We start from the raw sequence: 16373 nt of genomic DNA on the forward strand, positions 1-16373 counted from the left end.
CCATGACCACGGTCCGCGAGTTCGGTGGGGCCCCAGGCCCGCTCGACGTCGCGGCGATCCGGAAGGATTTCCCGATCCTGTCCCGGACCGTCCGCGACGGGCGTCCGCTGGTGTACCTGGATTCCGGGGCGACCTCGCAGAAGCCCCGCCAGGTGCTGGACGCCGAGCGTGAGTTCTACGAACGCCACAACGCGGCGGTGCACCGCGGTGCGCACCAGCTCGCGGAGGAGGCGACCGACGCCTACGAGGCGGCGCGGGAGACCATCGCCCGCTTCATCGGCGCCGACGCCGGAGAGGTGGTGTTCACCAAGAACGCCACCGAGGCGGTCAACCTCGTCGCGTACGCGATGGGCAACGCCGCCACGGCGGACGAGGGCCTGCGCCGCTTCCAGGTGGGGCCCGGCGACGAGATCGTCGTGACCGAGATGGAGCACCACGCCAACCTGGTGCCCTGGCAGGAGCTGTGCCGTCGCACCGGGGCCACCCTCCGGTGGTTCCCGGTGACGGACCAGGGCCGGCTGGACCTCTCGGACCTCGACACCCTCGTCGGCGAGCGCACCAGGGTGGTCGCCTTCACGCACCAGTCCAACGTGCTGGGCACCGTCAACCCGGTGGCCGACATCGTCGCCCGGGCCCGCGAGGTGGGGGCCCTGACGGTGCTGGACGCCTGCCAGTCGGTGCCGCACATGCCGGTGGACGTGGCGGAGCTGGGTGTGGACTTCCTGGCCTTCTCCGGGCACAAGATGCTCGGGCCCAACGGCATCGGCGTCCTGTGGGGGCGCCGGGAGCTGCTGGAGGCCATGCCGCCGTTCATCACCGGCGGGTCCATGATCGGTGTGGTCCACATGGAGTACTCCACCTGGGCCGAGCCGCCGCAGCGGTTCGAGGCCGGGGTGCCGATGGCGCCGCAGGCGGTGGCCCTGGCCGCGGCCTGCGACTACCTGTCGGCCGTGGGCATGGACCGCATCGCCGCCCACGAGCACACGCTGGTGGAGTACGCGCTCAAGGCGCTCTCCGACGTCGAGGGGCTGCGCCTCATCGGCCCCGCGGACGCCGTGGACCGCGGCGGCGCGGTGTCCTTCGAGGTGGAGGGCATCCACCCGCACGACCTCGGGCAGGTGCTCGACGACCGCGGGGTGGAGGTCCGGGTGGGACACCACTGCGCCTGGCCGCTGCACCGCGCCCTGGGCGTGCACTCCACCACGCGCGCGTCGTTCTACCTCTACAACACCACGGAGGACGTGGACGCTCTCGTGGCGGCCGTCAGGGCCGCGCAGGAGTTCTTCGGAACCCGGGGCTAGGGCCCGCGTCCCGCGGACGGGTCCGGGCCCCGCAGACCCCGGACCCGCCCGCGGCGGAACGCAGGGCGGAAGAACGACGAGGAAGACCCGCACATGCAGCTGGACGCGATGTACCAGGAGATCATCCTGGACCACTACCGGAACCCGCACCACAAGGGGCTGCGGGATCCGCACAACGCCGAGGCGCACCACATCAACCCCACCTGCGGGGACGAGGTGACGCTCCGGGTGGCGCTGACCCCGGCGCAGGGGGACGGAACGCTGGACGACCGGGCACTGGTCAGCGACGTCTCCTACGAGGGCATGGGCTGTTCGATCAGCCAGGCCAGCACGTCGGTGCTGACCGACCTGCTGATCGGGCGCACGGTGGCCGAGGGGATGCGGACCCTGGAGGCCTTCAACGAGCTCATGCACTCCAAGGGCAAGGGCGAACCCGACGAGGAGGTCCTGGAGGACGCGGTCGCGTTCGCCGGGGTGTCCAAGTACCCGGCCCGGATCAAGTGCGCCCTCCTCGGATGGATGGCGTGGAAGGACGCGGTAGCGCAGTCCCTGGAGAAGGAAGGCGTCTGATGTCAGCGAGCGAGAACGAGACCACGACGACCGAGGCCGCACCGGCCGAGGTCCCGCTGTCCCCCGAGGCCGAGGCGCTCGTCGAGGAGATCGGTGAGGCCCTCAAGGACGTCATCGACCCCGAGCTCGGCGTCAACGTCGTCGACCTGGGGCTGCTGTACGGGGTGAACGCCGACGACTCGGTGATCACCCTGGACATGACCCTCACCAGCGCCGCCTGCCCGCTCACGGACGTGATCGAGGACCAGGCCACCAGCGCGCTGGAGGAGTTCGAGCGCGAGGTCAAGATCAACTGGGTCTGGATGCCGCCGTGGGGTCCGGACAAGATCACGGACGACGGGCGCGACCAGCTGCGCATGCTGGGCTTCAACGTCTGATCCGTCCGACGGCCGAACGGGCCGGGCACCCTCGCGGGGTGTCCGGCCCGTCGCCGTGTCAGCGGGCCTTCTGGGTGACGGCCACACAGGCCAGGACCACGAGGACGGTCGGCAGGGCGCCGGCGCCGGGCCGCTCGCCCAGGAGCAGCACCGCCCAGGTCAGGGTGAGCAGGGGCTGGACCAGCTGGATCTGCCCGGCCCGCGCGACGCCGATCAGGCCCATGCCCCGGTACCACGGGACGAACCCGCCGAACTGGCTGACCAGCGAGAGGTAGACCAGCCCGGCCACCGCCGAGGGGGTCGGCGCGGCCGGCTCCAGGACCAGGGCGGCGGCGGTGGCGGGCAGGCTGAGGGGCAGGGTGAGCACCAGGCCCCAGGCGATCACCCGCCAGCCGGGCATCGAGGCCGCCAGGCGGCCGCCTTCGGCGTACCCGTAGGCGCAGGCGAGCAGGGCGCCCGCCAGGAACAGGTCCCCGAGCCCGGGGGAGCCCCCGGTGCGGGCGAGGGTGAACCCGGCCACGGCCGCGGCGCCGACCCCGGCGGCGATCCAGAACGCGGGGGAGTGGCGGGTGCCGCCCAGGAGGGTGGCCAGGACGGCGGTGGTCACCGGGAGCAGGCCGACGACCACGGCGGCGTCGCCCGCGCCCGTGTTCCCCAGCGCCAGGGAGGTCAGCAGTGGGAAGCCCACCACACAGCCCGCGCCGACCGCCGCCAGCGCGGGCAGCTGCGCGCGGGTGGGCAGCGGCGCGCGGACGGCGGCCAGGCATCCGGCCGCGATCAGCCCGGCGACCGAGGCCCGCAGCACGGCGGTGGTCCACGGGCCGAAGCCCTCCAGGGCCAGGGCGGTGGAGGGGAGGGTGAAGGAGAAGGCGACCACTCCGAGGAGGGCCAGGACGGCGCCGTGCGGAACCGCTACCGAAGAACTGGTGGTAGCGCTATCGTGTGCTTTCATGAACAAGGGTAGCAATGGCCGGGATCTGACCGAGACCCTGCGTCGGGAGTTCGAGCGCTACGCTCCCGGGGAGCGGCTGCCCGCCAGCCGGACCCTGGTGGAGCGGCACGGGGTGGGGCCCGTGACCCTCTCCCGGGCGATGGCCCGCCTGGTCGCCGAGGGACTCGTGGTCACCCGCCCCGGCGCGGGCTCCTTCCGGGCCGGCGAGCCCGTGCGCCGGCCCGTGCGGGACACCTCCTGGCAGGAGGTCGCCCTGGACGCGGTGCCCGAGGCGGGCGGGGTCCCGCGCGGCCCGGACGACTCCGGGTTCCTCGCCACCCTCGCCCCCGCCCCGGCCGGCGTCGTCCCGCTGAACGGCGGCTACCCGCACGCCTCACTGCGGCCGGACCGGGAGCTGGCCGCCGCCGCGGCCCGGGCCGCCCGCCGCCCCGGCGTGTGGGGGAGCCCGCCGCTGGAGGGGGTGGCGGAGCTGCGCGACTGGTTCGCCCGGGAGATCGACGGGACCTCGCTGGACGCCTCGCACGTGCTGGTCACGGCGGGCGGGCAGAGCGCCCTGTCCACCGCGCTGCGGGCGCTGGCCCGGCCCGGGGCGCCGGTCCTGGTGGAGTCGCCGACCTACCCGGGCCTGCTGGCCATCGCCCGGTCCCTGGGCATGCGCCCGGTGCCGGTCCCGGTGGACCGGGACGGGGTGCGGGTGGAACTGCTGGTCGAGGCGTTCGCCGCCACCGGTGCCCGGGTGCTGGTGTGCCAGCCCCTGTTCCACAACCCGACGGGGGCGGTGCTGGCGCCCGAGCGCCGCGCCGGGGTGCTGCGCGCCGCCCGGGAGGCGGGCGCGTTCGTGGTGGAGGACGACTACGCCCGGCGGCTGGCGCACACCGACGCCCCGCCCCTGCCGCCGCCCCTGATCGCCGACGACCGGCACGGGACGGTGGTGCACGTCCACTCGCTGACCAAGGCGTCCTCGCCCGGGCTGCGGGTGGGCGCCCTGGCGGCGCGCGGGCCGGTGCTGCGCCGGCTGCGCGCCGTCCAGGTGGTGGAGTCCCTCTTCGTCCCCCGGGTCCTCCAGGAGACGGCCCTGGAGCTGGTGGGCTCCCCGGCCTGGGGGCGGCACCTGCGGGCGCTGGCCGAGGGGCTGACCCGGCGGCGCACGGCGGTGGCGGCCGCCCTGCTGGAGCGGGCGCCGGCGGTGGAGCAGGTGTTCCGGCCGGGCGGCTACCAGGTGTGGGCGCGCCTGCCCGACGGCACCGACGAGGACGCCGTCGCGGAGGCCGCGCAGCGGGCCGGTGTGAAGGCGGCGTCCGGCAGGCCGTTCTTCCCCGGGGAGCCGCCCGCGCCGTACCTGCGCCTGGCCTACGCCGGCACCTCGGGGCCGGAGGAGGCCGCCGAGGGGGCGGTCCGGCTGGCGGCGGCCCTGGACGCCGCCCGGGACCCGGCCTAGAAGGGGCGGCGGGCGCCGGCCGGGTCCGCCAGGGCGTGCACCTCGGCGGCGACCTCCTCGGGGCCCTCGACGGCGCGGCCGAAGGGCAGCCGGACGTCGTGGTCGCCGTCGGGGCCCTCGAAGCGCAGGGTCAGGCCGTAGCGGTCCACGCCCAGGGGGCGGGGCGGGACCGGGGGGACGTCCCCGGGGCAGGCCTCGGCCAGCGCGGCGAGCAGGTCCGGGTGGTCCTCCTCCAGGTGGCGCAGCCAGGGGCCCTCCCAGCGGCCCAGCGGGTCCGGCCGGGCCCGGAGGAACTCGTCGTTGCCGAGAAGGTGGCAGCCCTCGGCGTCGGAGTGCACCACCAGGTAGGGGTCCATGGCGACCATGGTGCGGCCGTGGCCGATGTCGAGCAGGCGCTCGTCGGGGTCGTCGCGGATCAGCCGCAGGGCCCGCATGCGCGCCGTCGCCTCGTCCAGCGCGGTGAGGGTGCCGCTGATCCACAGCAGCGAGCGCGTGGGGTCGCGCAGCGCCACCGCGCTGGTGTCCGTGAACTCGACGGTGGCCGCGGTGCGCCCGCGGGACATCTCGTCCAGCAGGTGGTGGCGGTCGGGGAGCAGCAGGCTCACCGTGCCGCCGGGGTGTACGTGGCAGGCCGGGTCGACGAGGTGGAGGGTGCCGCTCTGGGTCGTGACGGTGGCCGGGTTGGGCCGGGCCAGGACCGCTCTGGCGCGTTCGGCCGGGGAGGGGGCCAGGTGCCGGGAAGTATGCAGGGGAACCACCTCAACTATGCTTAGGTAAGGCTAACCTACAAGAATGGTGAGGCGGGGGGAAAGTCCCGGAGGGTAAAAAACCAGGCCCCCGGTCGGGGGACCGGGGGCCTGGGCGGTGGGGTTCTAGTGGGCGGCGAACAGGCCGGCGCGCAGCTCGCCCGCGATGTCGTTGTCGCCCCGTCGGGTGAGCAGCTCCACCAGGGACTGCGGATCGGTCGGGGCCCGCTCGTCGCTGTCGGTGATCCGGCGGGAGAGGATCTTGAGCGCCTCCTCGGTGGAGGACGGCGCCGTGTAGCCGCTCAGGTGCAGTGCCCGCGCGGTCGGCGAGTAGTTGCTCAGGTCGGTCGCCGGCAGCTTGCGCGCGTCCAGCCGGTCGCCCGACACGGTGATGAAGACGCGGTCGCCGGGCTGGGCGGCCTGGCGGCGCAGCAGCGGCCGCAGCGAGTCGAACGCGGGCTGGTCGCGCCAGACCAGGACCAGCAGGTCCGCGCCGGGCGCGGTCAGGCACAGGAGCCGTCCCGGCTGCAGGCCCAGGTGGGTGGCGTACCCGGCGGGCACCGCCACCGGGGCGCCGTTGAGGTGGTCGGCGGTGATGTCGATGCGGTGCCACCACCGGCCGTCGGGCGCCCGGAAGCAGCGGGCCGCCATGGCCGGGTCGCCCGGGACCGGCCGCGCCGGGGCGGCGGGCGGTGCCATCGGGGCCGGGGCGGGCGGCGGCTGCTCCGGCGGTGCGGGCATCCGCATGCCCGCGGGGGCCGCGAACGGCGCGGGCGCGGGGCGTACGGGCTCCGGCGCCGGGCCCGGGCCGTCGGGGCGGCGGCGGATCGGCAGCCCGTTCTCCGTGGTGGCCCCCGAGTCGTCCGCGGTGTGCCCGGGCTGGCCGCCGGGCGCCTCCATCGGGACCGACGGGTCCACGAGCACGCGCCCGTCCTGCAGGCTCACCCCGGGGGTGCTGAGCAGCCAGGCGCGCAGCTCCTGCTGGCGGATGCCGATCCGGCCCAGCCGGATGCCCGCCTCGGTCAGGCCCGGCCCGTCGGCCAGCAGCTCGCGGGTCTGCCAGCGCAGCCGGCCCGGGTCGTCGGCGATGAGCCAGCCGTTGTGCATGCGCCGGTCGGTGAACAGGGTGATGACCACCCGCCACAGCGGCGTGTTCAGGGTGGGCACCTCCACCGGGTGGTCGGGGTGGGCGTTGATCAGCCGGTCGATCGTGGTGGCCGTGCCCAGCTGCTCCGACAGGTCCCGCAGGTGCTTGGTGATGGGTGCGCCCTCGGGCGAGTTCAGCCAGCGCAGCAGCCGCTCCTCGACCTTGCGCTGGGCGGCGCGGATGTCGGTGACGTCCACGGCGATCTGCTCCGACAGCACCCGGATGCTGATGGGGTCGGTGGCGAACAGGCGCTCGGCGGCCACCGTCCGCTCCAGGTCGGGCCAGGAGCGGAACATCTCCTCGACCATGTCCACCAGGGGGTGCTCGCCCAGGGCCGGGGCGGCCGGGCGCTCCTCCTGCTCGGGGCGGTGCTTGGGCGGCCCGAAGCTGGGTCTGCGCAGGGTCCGCCCGGGACCCAGCAGCGAGCTGCGGAACTGCGAGCGCAGATCGCCCACGCCGTTCCCGGCCGAGACCTCGGCCTCCAGCGCCGCCCCCGGGATCATCGCGGCGGAGCTCACCATGGCCATCGGCACCGGCTCGTGCCCGCCGACGGCGACCGGCAGGGGGGCCTCCTGGTGCTCCTCGTCGCGCTGGGCGCGCAGCGCCCGCAGCGTGCGGATGGCCCGGGTGGCCGGGGTCTGCGGCGGAGTCGGGTCGCCTCCGACGCCCCCGGAGGCCGAGGCCTGGTCGGAGCCGGTGGCGGTGGTCAGGTAGTCCAGGGCGCTGCGCACGTGCTCGGGCGCGGTGTCGGGCAGCCAATGCGCGATGGTGCGCACCGCCTCCAGCATCAGCGCGGGCGAGGGGGCGGGGCCGCCGGGCAGGTCGCCGCAGGGCTGCAGGGCCCGCCAGGCCACGGTGCTCACCACGTCCATCACGCGGCAGTCGCCCAGGGGCCAGGAGCCGATCTCCTGGGGAGGGCTGGAGATGAGGTGGTCCCAGTCGCCGGCCGTCGACAGCACGGCGCTGCGCACCGGCTCGGCGAGGTCCTCGCAGTGCACTTCCTGGGAGCGCAGGTTCGGCAGGAACTCGGCCAGGGGCACGTGCGCCCACTGCTCCACGGCCAGGCGCGCGATCCCGTGCGCCAGCCAGGGCGGACCGGCGATCTCCAGGACCCTGGCGACCGGCAGCGAGTGCCACCAGCCGTCGATCAACCGGTCATGGTGGAGCAGTGGAGCCACGTCCGGCGACCTCGACCACCGCAGCGCGGGTGCGAGGTCGACGAGGCAGATCGGAGAGACGGCGTTCATCCGCTGGGGACCTCGACCTCCTGGTGTCTGCACGTGAATTGGGGAGGAACCGCACGGGCCTTCGGTTCGATGCACCACAGTACGCGCCCTTCACCCGCTGGGGGGACCCGTCCGGAGGACGGGCGGGGATGCCAGGGGTGGGCACGGCGGCCGGGGGACAGGGGTGCCGTGAGCACTTCTCGGAGATCGTACGTCCCTTGACGCCACATGGGTACCCCCAGGCCGTCCCGGTCCGGGCGGAGGGCGCCCCGGCGGCGGGCCGGCCGTCTCCCCGGTACGGGAACGGGGGCACATGCGACTGCAAGAATATGTGATCCACCTCATAAAGGACATTCGGCTCTTCCACCGGTGTGCGGCCGTTGTTGTTCACGGAGCCTTCACGCCTGCTCCCCGTTCCCGCAACGGGGGAGGACTACCGGAGACGGAGGATGCAGGCGCGCCCCACCAGCGCGTTCGGTGACCGGCACGCCTTCGTCGGTCCCGGGTATGCTGGATGGGCACTGTCCTCGCCCGAACGACCTTCGAGCCGGGTGGCCGCCCCGCGGCCGCAGGGGTCGACGGTGTTTCGGAGACGGGGGGCGACCCACCGCGACCCGTACCAGGATTCCGTACCCGCGCACCCTACGGCGCCCAGTCGGCGTGGGACGGTCGAGCCGGATGATTGGTTGACGTGACAGACCTTGAGATGAATCCCCCCGTGACCGCTCCCGCGCGCAGACCGGAGCCCATCCGGTCCTATGTGGCGATCGGTGACAGCATCACCGAGGGGATGGAGGACGACAGCGGTCCCGGCGGCCAGTACCGCGGTTTCGCGGACCGGCTCGCCGAGCACCTGGGCCAGGTGACCGCGGACTTCCGCTACGCCAACCTGGGTGTGCGCGGCCGCCGTATGAAGCACATCTTCGGCGAGCAGCTCGACCGGACCCTGGAGTGGAAACCCGACCTGGTCACCGTGCTGGCGGGCGGCAACGACGTGCTGCGCCCGGGCACCCACCTGGACGACCTGGCCGAGGAGTTCGAGCGGGGCATCCGCCGCCTGCGCGACGCGGGCATCCGCACCGTGATCCTGTCCGGTCACGACACCGGGTGGATCCCCGTGCTGCGCTACTACCGCGGCCGCATCGCCGTGTTCAGCATGCACATGCGCGCGATCGCCGAGCGCACCGGGACCGAGATCGTCGACATGTGGGCGCTCAACGCCCTCACCGACCCCCGGGCCTGGAGCGAGGACCGGCTCCACCTCAACGGCACCGGCCACCAGATCGTCGCGGCCCGCATCGCCGACCTGCTGGGCTTCCCGATGGGGCCGCGCGAGTCCTGGACCGACCCCTGGACCACCCCGCCCCGGCAGCTGCCCGCCATCCTGCGCCGCCGGGAGAACCGTCGCTGGGCCCGCCAGTACCTGGTGCCGTGGCTGCGCCGCCGGGCCATGGGCCGCTCCTCGGGCGACGGCCTGCTGCCCAAGCGCCCCGAGCTGGACTACCTCAACGACGAGGCGTCCCGCGAGCGTATCGCCCGCGCCATCGCCGAGGGCCGCTCCCCGCTGCCCCAGGTGGAGGAGGCCGCCGAGCAGCCGACCAACAGCCCGTCCGGCGTCAAGGGCCCCGAGCCCCTGCGCTGAACCCGGCCGCACGCGCCCCGCCCCGGACCCCGGTGCGGGGCGTCGCCGTTCCCGGGCCCGTCCGCGCCCCTGCCCCGGCTTCGGGCGGACCGGCGGGGTTCCGGAGGCCCGGAGGAGACGGCCGCGAGGAAGGGCCGCGGCCGCGGGCCGTCCGTCGAGGTCACCGACGCGGGACCGAAGGCCCCCGCTCCGGAAGGGCGCCGGGTGAGGCGGCGGTGCTTCGGCCGCCGGGCCCGTCCGCGGAGCGCGGGTCCGAAGGGAGACGGCTGCGAGGAAGGGCCGCGGCCGCGGGCCGTCCGTCGAGGGCACCGGGCGGGGCGGCGGTGCTTCGGTCGCCGGGCCCACGGGTCTGAAAGGAGACGGCCTAGCTGCGGGAGAGGGACTGGATGAGGTCGCTGATGTGGACCACGCCCAGGCACTGCCCGTAGGTGTTGACCACCACGAGGTCGTCGTAGACGCGTTCGGTGTCCTGGCCGGCGACGCGCAGCGCGGCGATCGCCGACATCCACGCCGGGACCGTGCGCGGCGACTCCGCCAGCCGGATCGCGGGGCGCTTGGCGTGCAGGGCGTGCCCGTAGCGCCCGGTCACCGACAGCAGGAACCGGGTCCGGTCGATCACGCCCACCGGGCGATCCCGGTGGTCGATGAGGATCGCGCTGTTGAGGGCCTTGTCGTCGGTGAAGGCCTCCAGGATCTGCTCGGCCGTGGTGTCGGCGTCGAACCCCACCGGCGGGACCATGAACTCGGTGACCCGCGGGCCCTCGTCCCCCGCCCGCTCCTGCCCGGCGGTCGGCTCCGGCACCGGGGTCACCCGCTCCCCGGGCCGCCAGGCGGCGTCGGCGAAGAACGGGCCGGTGCCCACCTTCACCCCGCAGCGGCGCAGCCGCACCACGTCCTCGGCGGTGTCCACCCCCGCGGCCATGGCGTACACCCCGCTGCCGCGGCCGATCCGGGCCAGGCCCTCCACCACGGTGGCGTGCCGCTGGTCGGCGGCCACACCCGAGACCACGCCCGGGTCGATCCGCATCAGGAACGGCGCCGCCTCGACGACCAGGTCCGGGCGCACCATCGCGGTGCCGAAACCGCACCGGAAGCCCGCGCTGCGCAGCCGCGCCACCCCCGACACGACGATCTTGCGGGGCAGGTCGGCCAGCTCGGCCCCGAGCATGAACGTGATGTCGCGGGGCCGCCGCCCGGCCCGGCGCAGCAGGCTGTCCACCAGGTCGACGAACCCATTGCGCGCCATCAGGGTCCGCGCGGGCAGCGGCAGCACCAGCGGGAGCAGGCTCTCGGTCCCGGCGGACTCGCGCACCAGGGACAGCAGCCACTCCGCGATGGCCTCCATCTCCTCCGGAGGCATCTCCAACGGCCCGGCCCCGGTCCCGGCGGGGGCGGGGGAGATGATCTCGACGGCCACGATGGCGCCCGAGTCCAGGTCGACGATCGGCTGGAAGCCGAACGGCGTCCGGTCCGGACGGGGTGCCGGTCCGGCCGCCCGGGGAGCTGTCACCGTGGGGGCCCGGTGCGAGTGCGCTGTGGTCACCTCTCCATGGTGACGACACGCCCTGCGTACCTGAAGGCGTTTTCGCGGCTGTTCAGCTCACCTTCACGGGCCGTTGGTCGGGTCCTCCCCCGACAAGGAGAAGGGCCCCGCCAGCGGGCGGGGCCCCGTGCGTCCGCGGACGCGGTGTCGCCGGGTCAGGCCCGGCGGAACACCAGCGCGACGTTGTGGCCGCCGAACCCGAAGGACTCGTTGATCGCGGCGACATCGCCGGAGGGCATGTCCCGGGGCTTGTCGCGGACGATGTCCACCGCCACCTCCGGGTCCAGCTCCTGGATGTTGATGGTCGGCGGGATGCGCCCGTCGTGCAGCGCCAGGATCGTGGCGATCGACTCCACCGCGCCCGCGCCGCCCAGCAGGTGGCCGGTCATGGACTTGGTGGAGGTCACCGCGACCCGGTCGGCGGCCGCACCCAGCGCGGCGCGGATGGCGCGGGTCTCGCCCACGTCGCCCGCCGGGGTGGAGGTGGCGTGCGCGTTGACGTGCACGATGTCCTCGGGGGCCAGGTCGGCGTCGGCCAGCGCCTGGGTGATGGCTCGGGACTGGCCGGCGCCCTCCGGGTCGGGCTGGACGATGTCGTAGGCGTCGTTGGTGTAGCCGACACCGGAGGCGTGCGCGTACACGCGGGCGCCGCGCTTGGCGGCGTGCTCGGCCGACTCCAGGATGACGATGCCCGCGCCCTCGCCCATGACGAAGCCGTCGCGGTCCTTGTCCCAGGGGCGCGACGCCGTCTGCGGGTCGTCGTTGCGGGTGGACAGGGCGCGCATCGACGCGAACGAGGCGATGTTGAGCGGGTGGATCGCGGCCTCGGTGCCGCCCGCGATGACGATGTCGGCGCGGCCGGCGCGGATCATGTCGACACCGTTGGCGATCGCCTCGGCGCTGGAGGCGCAGGCGCTGACCGGGACGTGCGAGCCGGCACGGGCGGTGTACTCCAGGCTGATGGCGGCGGCCGGGCTGTTGGGCATGAGCATGGGCACGGTGAACGGGGAGACCCGCCGCCAGCCCTTCTCACGGAAGGTGTCGTACTGCTCCAGGATGGTCAGGATGCCGCCGATGCCGCTGGAGACCACCACGCCCAGGCGCAGCGGGTCCACCTCCGGGGAGCCGGCGTCGGCCCAGGCCTCGCCGGCGGCGATGAGCGCGAACTGCTGTGTGCGGTCCAGGCGGCGCAGCCGGGGCTTGGGGAGTTTCTCCGAGGGTTCCTGCGCGATGCGCCCGGCGAAGTGCACCGGGAGGCTCTCGTGCCACTCCTCGGGCAGCGTGCTGATGCCGGAACGGCCGTCGAGGAGCGCGGACCATGTGGTCGCGACGTCCCCCCCGAGCGGGGTGGTGGCGCCGAGGCCGGTGACGACGACATCGGTCTTTGCCATGATCCGATCGCCCTTCGTGGGTCGGTCCCGGCTGCGGGGCCGGGCGTGGCGGATGACTGGGGTGGTCCGGCGGAGTGGGCCGGTCGGGTCGCCGGGCCGGGTCATCGGTCCCCGGCGACCCGGACGATCACTTCTGGATGAAGGTGACGACGTCCTGGACCGTCTTGAGGTCCTTGAGCTGCTCGTCGGGGATCTCCACGCCGAACTTGTCCTGGGCGGCGACGGCGATCTCCACCATGGACAGCGAGTCGATGTCGAGGTCGTCCACGAAGCTCTTCTCCGGGGTGACCTCGGAGGGGTCGGTGCCGACGATCTCCTCGATGATCTCGCCGAGGCCTTCCAGGATCTCCTGCTCGCTGAAAGTCTTCTGCTCGCTGGAAGCCATGTTCTTCTCCTTGCGTGTGTTCTGTGAACGGGGATGCGGTCCGGATCTTCGGCCGCGTGCCTCAGGGGATGCGGATCACCTGTGCGGCATAGACCAGCCCCGCGCCGAAGCCCAGGGTGAGGACGGTGCTCCCCGACGGGAGCTCCCCGCGTCCGATCATGCGCGACAGCGCGAGCGGGACGGACGCGGAGGAGGTGTTGCCAGCGGTGACGATATCGCGGGCCACGAGTGCCTGGGGCGCGCCCAGCTTCTTGGCGATCGACTCGACGATCCGCAGGTTGGCCTGGTGCGGGACGAAGGCGGTGAGCTCCTCGGGGGCCACCCCGGCGCGCTCCAGCGCCTCCAGCGCGGTCTTGTAGAGCTCGGTGGTGGTCCAGCGGAAGACCGCCTGGCCCTCCTGCCAGAGGTACTTGTGGTCGCGCAGGTGGATCTTGTCGGCGCGCTCGCCGGAGGAGCCCCACACCACCGGGCCGATGGCGTTGTCCTCCGAGGCGGAGACCACGGCCGCCCCGGCGCCGTCGGCGAAGATCACACAGGTGGAGCGGTCCTCCCAGTCCACCCAGTCGGAGAGCTTCTCCGAGCCGATGACCAGGACGTTGCGGGAGCTGCCGCCGCGCACCATGTCGGCGGCCACGCCCAGGGCGTAGCAGAACCCGGCGCAGGCGGCGTTGAGGTCGAACGCGCCGGGGGCGACGATGCCCAGCCGGGCGGCGACGGTCGCCGCGGTGTTGGGGATCTGGTCCTGCGGGGTGCAGGTGGCCACGATCACCAGGTCGATGTCCTCCGGGGACAGCCCGCCGGCGGCCAGGGCCTTGCCGCCCGCGGCCACGGCCATGCTCGCCACGGTGTCCTCGGGCCCGGCGATGCGCCGCTCCTTGATGCCGACGCGGCTCTGGATCCACTCGTCGCTGGTGTCGACCCGCTTCTCCAGGTCGGCGTTGGTGACCACCTGGGCCGGCTGGTACTCGCCGAAGGAGCGGATGGCCGCGCCGCCGGGGATGCTCGGGGTGGGGAACATGGGTCAGCCTTCCTGGTCGGTGCCCGCGGCGGAGGTCCCCGCGTGCTCCTTGATGAGGACGCCCGCGCGCTCGATGTCCTCGGGCGTCTTCACCGCGAGGAGGTCGATGCCGCGCAGGGCGCGCTTGGCCAGACCGGTGAGCGTGCCCGCGGGGGTCAGCTCGATGAGGGCGGTGACGCCCAGATCCGCCAGGGTCCCCGTGCAGGCGTCCCAGCGCACGGGGGAGGAGATCTGGGTGACCAGCCGGTCCAGGTACTCCTTGCCGCCCTCGACCACCGCGCCGTCGGCGTTGGACAGGATCGGCACCACCGGGTCGGAGGGCGACAGCAGGCCCGCGGCCGCGCGCACCCGCTCCACGGCCGGGGCCATGTGCTCGGTGTGGAAGGCGCCCGCCACCGACAGGGGGCGCAGCCGCGCCTTCTCCGGCGGGTTCTCGGCGAAGGCCGCCAGCTGCGCGGTGGTGCCCGCGGCGACGATCTGGCCCGAGCCGTTGTCGTTGGCCGGGGTGAGCCCCGCGGCGGCGATGGCCGCCAGCACCTGCTCGCGGTCGCCGCCCAGGACGGCGGTCATACCGGTCTCGGTGCGGGCGGCGGCGTCGGCCATGCCGCGGCCGCGCTCGGCGACCAGGGACAGGGCGTCCTTGGGGGAGAGCACACCGGCCACCGCGGCGGCGGTGAACTCGCCGACGCTGTGGCCGGCGACGGCGTCCACCAGGGAGGCCTCCGCCGGCAGGGCGGGGGAGGGCGAGGTCAGCGGGCTCAGGACCGCCGACGCCGCGACCAGGCCCGCGGCGACCAGCAGCGGCTGGGCGACGGCCGTGTCGCGGATCTCGTCGGCGTCCGCGGTGGTGCCGTAGCGCACCAGGTCGAGCCCGACGACCTCCGACCACGCGGAGAGCTGGGCGGCGACGCCGGGCAGCTCGAGCCACGGGGAGAGGAATCCGGGAACCTGGGCACCTTGGCCGGGAGCAACGATTACAAGCACGACATCCACCTTGCCCTGTAGGAGATCACCGGTTGGAGGGGGAGGCACACGAAGTTCCCTCGGGGGTGCTTGTGGGAACCCCACAAACCCGTGTTCGACGTGTGTCCACAAGCCCGCAGGCCGGTGAGAGGGGTCACCCTCCGACCGTACATCCCCGCAGCCCGGGGGCTCTCCCGCCGCCGTCCGGAGGGCTTCAGCCCCGGAGCGCCGGGGTGGACCGCAGCCCCCGGGGGCGGGGGATGCGAACCTAGAGGGGTGAACACCGATGAGAACGCCGGGACCGACGAGCAGGAGCGCGTCCGCGCCGAGACGGTCCGCCGCCTGGAGCGCTCCATGGGCGCCCTGGGCACCGCCGCCGTCGCCCGCATGGAGGAACGCCTCGGCTGGTTCCGCCGGATGTCGGCCCAGGACCGGTCCTGGGTGGGCCTGGTCGCCCAGTCCGGGGTGGCGGCGTTCGTCGACTGGTTCCGCAACCCCAGGCGCGGGCGCCCCGCCATCACCGTCGAGGTCTTCGGCACCGCTCCGCGGGAGCTGACCCGGTCGGTGTCCCTGCAGCAGACCGTCGACATGATCCGCGTCGTCATCGACGTCGTCGAGGGCCAGGTCGACGAGCTGGCCGCGCCCGGCGGCGCCCAGCAGCTGCGCGAGGCCGTGCTGCGCTACACGCGCGAGGTGGCGTTCAGCTCCGCCAAGGTCTACGCCCGTGCCGCCGAGGCCCGCGGGGCGTGGGACGCCCGGCTGGAGGCGCTCATCGTCGACGCCCTGCTGCACGGCGACCGGGAGGACGGGCTCCAGACCTGGGGGTCGGCACTGGGCTGGTCGCTCACGCCGGTGGTCACGGTGGCCGGCGAGATCGCCGAGGGCGACGACGCGACCAAGGTCCTGGACGACCTGCGCGCCGCCGCGCGCCGCCTGGGGCACGACGTCCTGGCCGGCACGCAGGGCCGCCGTGTGGTCGTGGTGGTGGGTGTGGGGGAGCGCTACCCGGCCGAGGACCTGCCCGGCGCCGCCGCCGAGCCGCTGACCGGGCTGTTCGGCCCGGGACCGGTGGTGGTCGGCCCGGTCGTGCCCGACCTGCGCTCGGCCGGGGCGTCGGCACGGGCCGCCGTCAGCGGGCTGCGGGCCGCGGTGGCCTGGCCGGACGCGCCGCGCCCGGTGTCGGCCGCCGACCTGCTGCCCGAACGGGCGTTCCAGGGGGACGCCGAGGCGCGCGCCCAGCTGGTCCGGGAGGTGTACCTGCCGCTGGCCGGGGCCGGGTCGCCGCTGCTGGACACCCTGTCGGTGTACCTGGAGCACGCGTCGTCGCTGGAGGCCACGGCCCGCATGCTGTTCGTCCACCCCAACACGGTGCGCTACCGGCTCAGCCGGATCGCCGAGCTGACCGGGCACACGCCCTCCGACGGGCGGGGCTCGTTCGTGCTGCGGGTCGCCGTCGCACTGGGACGACTCTCCGAGGCCGCCGACGGTTGACATGGGATGTGTCATTCATCCCTGATCGGCCGCGACCCTGTCGTCCGGGGAACCCGGGACGTAACCTGATCGTTAGTCCGCCATGCGTGCGCCCTTATCCGGGTTTCACCTGCGCCGGGTATGTCTATTACTGCCCGTGTGCGCCCGGGGACCGCATGAAAAGGGATAGCTTTGTAACGGTGA

General features: G+C 74.2%; 14 protein-coding genes. 6 read left to right on the forward strand and 8 right to left on the reverse strand.

All coding sequences use genetic code 11. From position 1 onward, the window contains the following. Positions 1 to 2: 2 nt before the first annotated feature. The 3 genes from KGD84_RS10505 (at position 3) to KGD84_RS10515 (ending at position 2248) form a co-directional block, all read left to right on the forward strand. A complete protein-coding gene (locus KGD84_RS10505) occupies positions 3 to 1301 on the forward strand; it encodes a cysteine desulfurase (RefSeq protein WP_220560082.1) in 1299 nt (432 codons plus the stop codon). Between the two features lie 93 nt (positions 1302 to 1394). Continuing rightward, complete coding sequence (sufU, locus tag KGD84_RS10510) at positions 1395 to 1871, forward strand: Fe-S cluster assembly sulfur transfer protein SufU (RefSeq protein ID WP_220560083.1); 477 nt, start codon at positions 1395 to 1397, stop codon at positions 1869 to 1871. Continuing rightward, positions 1871 to 2248: a metal-sulfur cluster assembly factor gene (locus KGD84_RS10515; protein WP_220560084.1), complete on the forward strand. Its 378-nt coding sequence runs from the start codon at positions 1871 to 1873 to the stop codon at positions 2246 to 2248. Before sufU ends, KGD84_RS10515 begins: the two co-directional genes overlap by 1 nt. Positions 2249 to 2306: 58 nt before the next feature. Here KGD84_RS10515 and KGD84_RS10520 read toward each other — a convergent pair whose 3' ends face one another. Next, positions 2307 to 3200: a DMT family transporter gene (locus KGD84_RS10520; RefSeq protein WP_220560085.1), complete on the reverse strand. Its 894-nt coding sequence runs from the start codon at positions 3198 to 3200 to the stop codon at positions 2307 to 2309. On the opposite strand from KGD84_RS10520, the gene KGD84_RS10525 reads away from it, so the two are divergent. Further along, entirely contained in the window at positions 3199 to 4638 is a 1440-nt protein-coding gene (locus tag KGD84_RS10525) for an aminotransferase-like domain-containing protein (protein ID WP_220560086.1), read from the forward strand. The genes KGD84_RS10520 and KGD84_RS10525 overlap by 2 nt on opposite strands. Here the strand turns inward: KGD84_RS10525 and KGD84_RS10530 are convergent. Beyond that, a complete protein-coding gene (locus KGD84_RS10530) occupies positions 4635 to 5396 on the reverse strand; it encodes a DUF2470 domain-containing protein (RefSeq protein WP_370634462.1) in 762 nt (253 codons plus the stop codon). The genes KGD84_RS10525 and KGD84_RS10530 overlap by 4 nt on opposite strands. 114 nt (positions 5397 to 5510) lie before the next feature. Continuing rightward, positions 5511 to 7778, reverse strand: a complete 2268-nt coding sequence (locus KGD84_RS10535; RefSeq protein ID WP_220560087.1) for a hypothetical protein — start codon at positions 7776 to 7778, stop codon at positions 5511 to 5513. Positions 7779 to 8517: 739 nt separating this feature from the next. Here KGD84_RS10535 and KGD84_RS10540 point away from each other — a divergent pair. Continuing rightward, a complete protein-coding gene (locus tag KGD84_RS10540) occupies positions 8518 to 9399 on the forward strand; it encodes an SGNH/GDSL hydrolase family protein (protein ID WP_255647208.1) in 882 nt (293 codons plus the stop codon). Positions 9400 to 9763: 364 nt separating this feature from the next. On the opposite strand, the gene KGD84_RS10545 is transcribed toward KGD84_RS10540, so the two are convergent. The 5 genes from KGD84_RS10545 to KGD84_RS10565 form a co-directional block, all read right to left on the reverse strand. Continuing rightward, the gene (locus KGD84_RS10545; RefSeq protein WP_255647209.1) at positions 9764 to 10909 is read right to left on the reverse strand and encodes an EAL domain-containing protein; all 1146 of its coding nucleotides are present in this window, start codon (positions 10907 to 10909) and stop codon (positions 9764 to 9766) included. Between the two features lie 188 nt (positions 10910 to 11097). Then, complete coding sequence (gene fabF / locus KGD84_RS10550) at positions 11098 to 12333, reverse strand: beta-ketoacyl-ACP synthase II (RefSeq protein WP_220560091.1); 1236 nt, start codon at positions 12331 to 12333, stop codon at positions 11098 to 11100. Positions 12334 to 12460: 127 nt separating this feature from the next. Next, positions 12461 to 12718 carry an acyl carrier protein gene (locus KGD84_RS10555; protein ID WP_220560092.1) on the reverse strand — a complete coding sequence of 86 codons (258 nt, stop codon included), beginning with the start codon at positions 12716 to 12718 and terminating at the stop codon, positions 12461 to 12463. A gap of 61 nt (positions 12719 to 12779) precedes the next feature. Next, the gene (locus KGD84_RS10560) at positions 12780 to 13736 is read right to left on the reverse strand and encodes a beta-ketoacyl-ACP synthase III (RefSeq protein ID WP_220560093.1); all 957 of its coding nucleotides are present in this window, start codon (positions 13734 to 13736) and stop codon (positions 12780 to 12782) included. A 3-nt stretch (positions 13737 to 13739) separates the two neighbouring features. Then, positions 13740 to 14720, reverse strand: a complete 981-nt coding sequence (locus KGD84_RS10565; protein WP_220560094.1) for an ACP S-malonyltransferase — start codon at positions 14718 to 14720, stop codon at positions 13740 to 13742. A 255-nt stretch (positions 14721 to 14975) separates the two neighbouring features. On the opposite strand from KGD84_RS10565, the gene KGD84_RS10570 reads away from it, so the two are divergent. Continuing rightward, entirely contained in the window at positions 14976 to 16190 is a 1215-nt protein-coding gene (locus KGD84_RS10570) for a PucR family transcriptional regulator (protein ID WP_220560095.1), read from the forward strand. Positions 16191 to 16373: the final 183 nt, after the last annotated feature.

The organism is Nocardiopsis changdeensis (assembly GCF_018316655.1).
In the GTDB taxonomy this organism is placed as follows: domain Bacteria; phylum Actinomycetota; class Actinomycetes; order Streptosporangiales; family Streptosporangiaceae; genus Nocardiopsis; species Nocardiopsis changdeensis.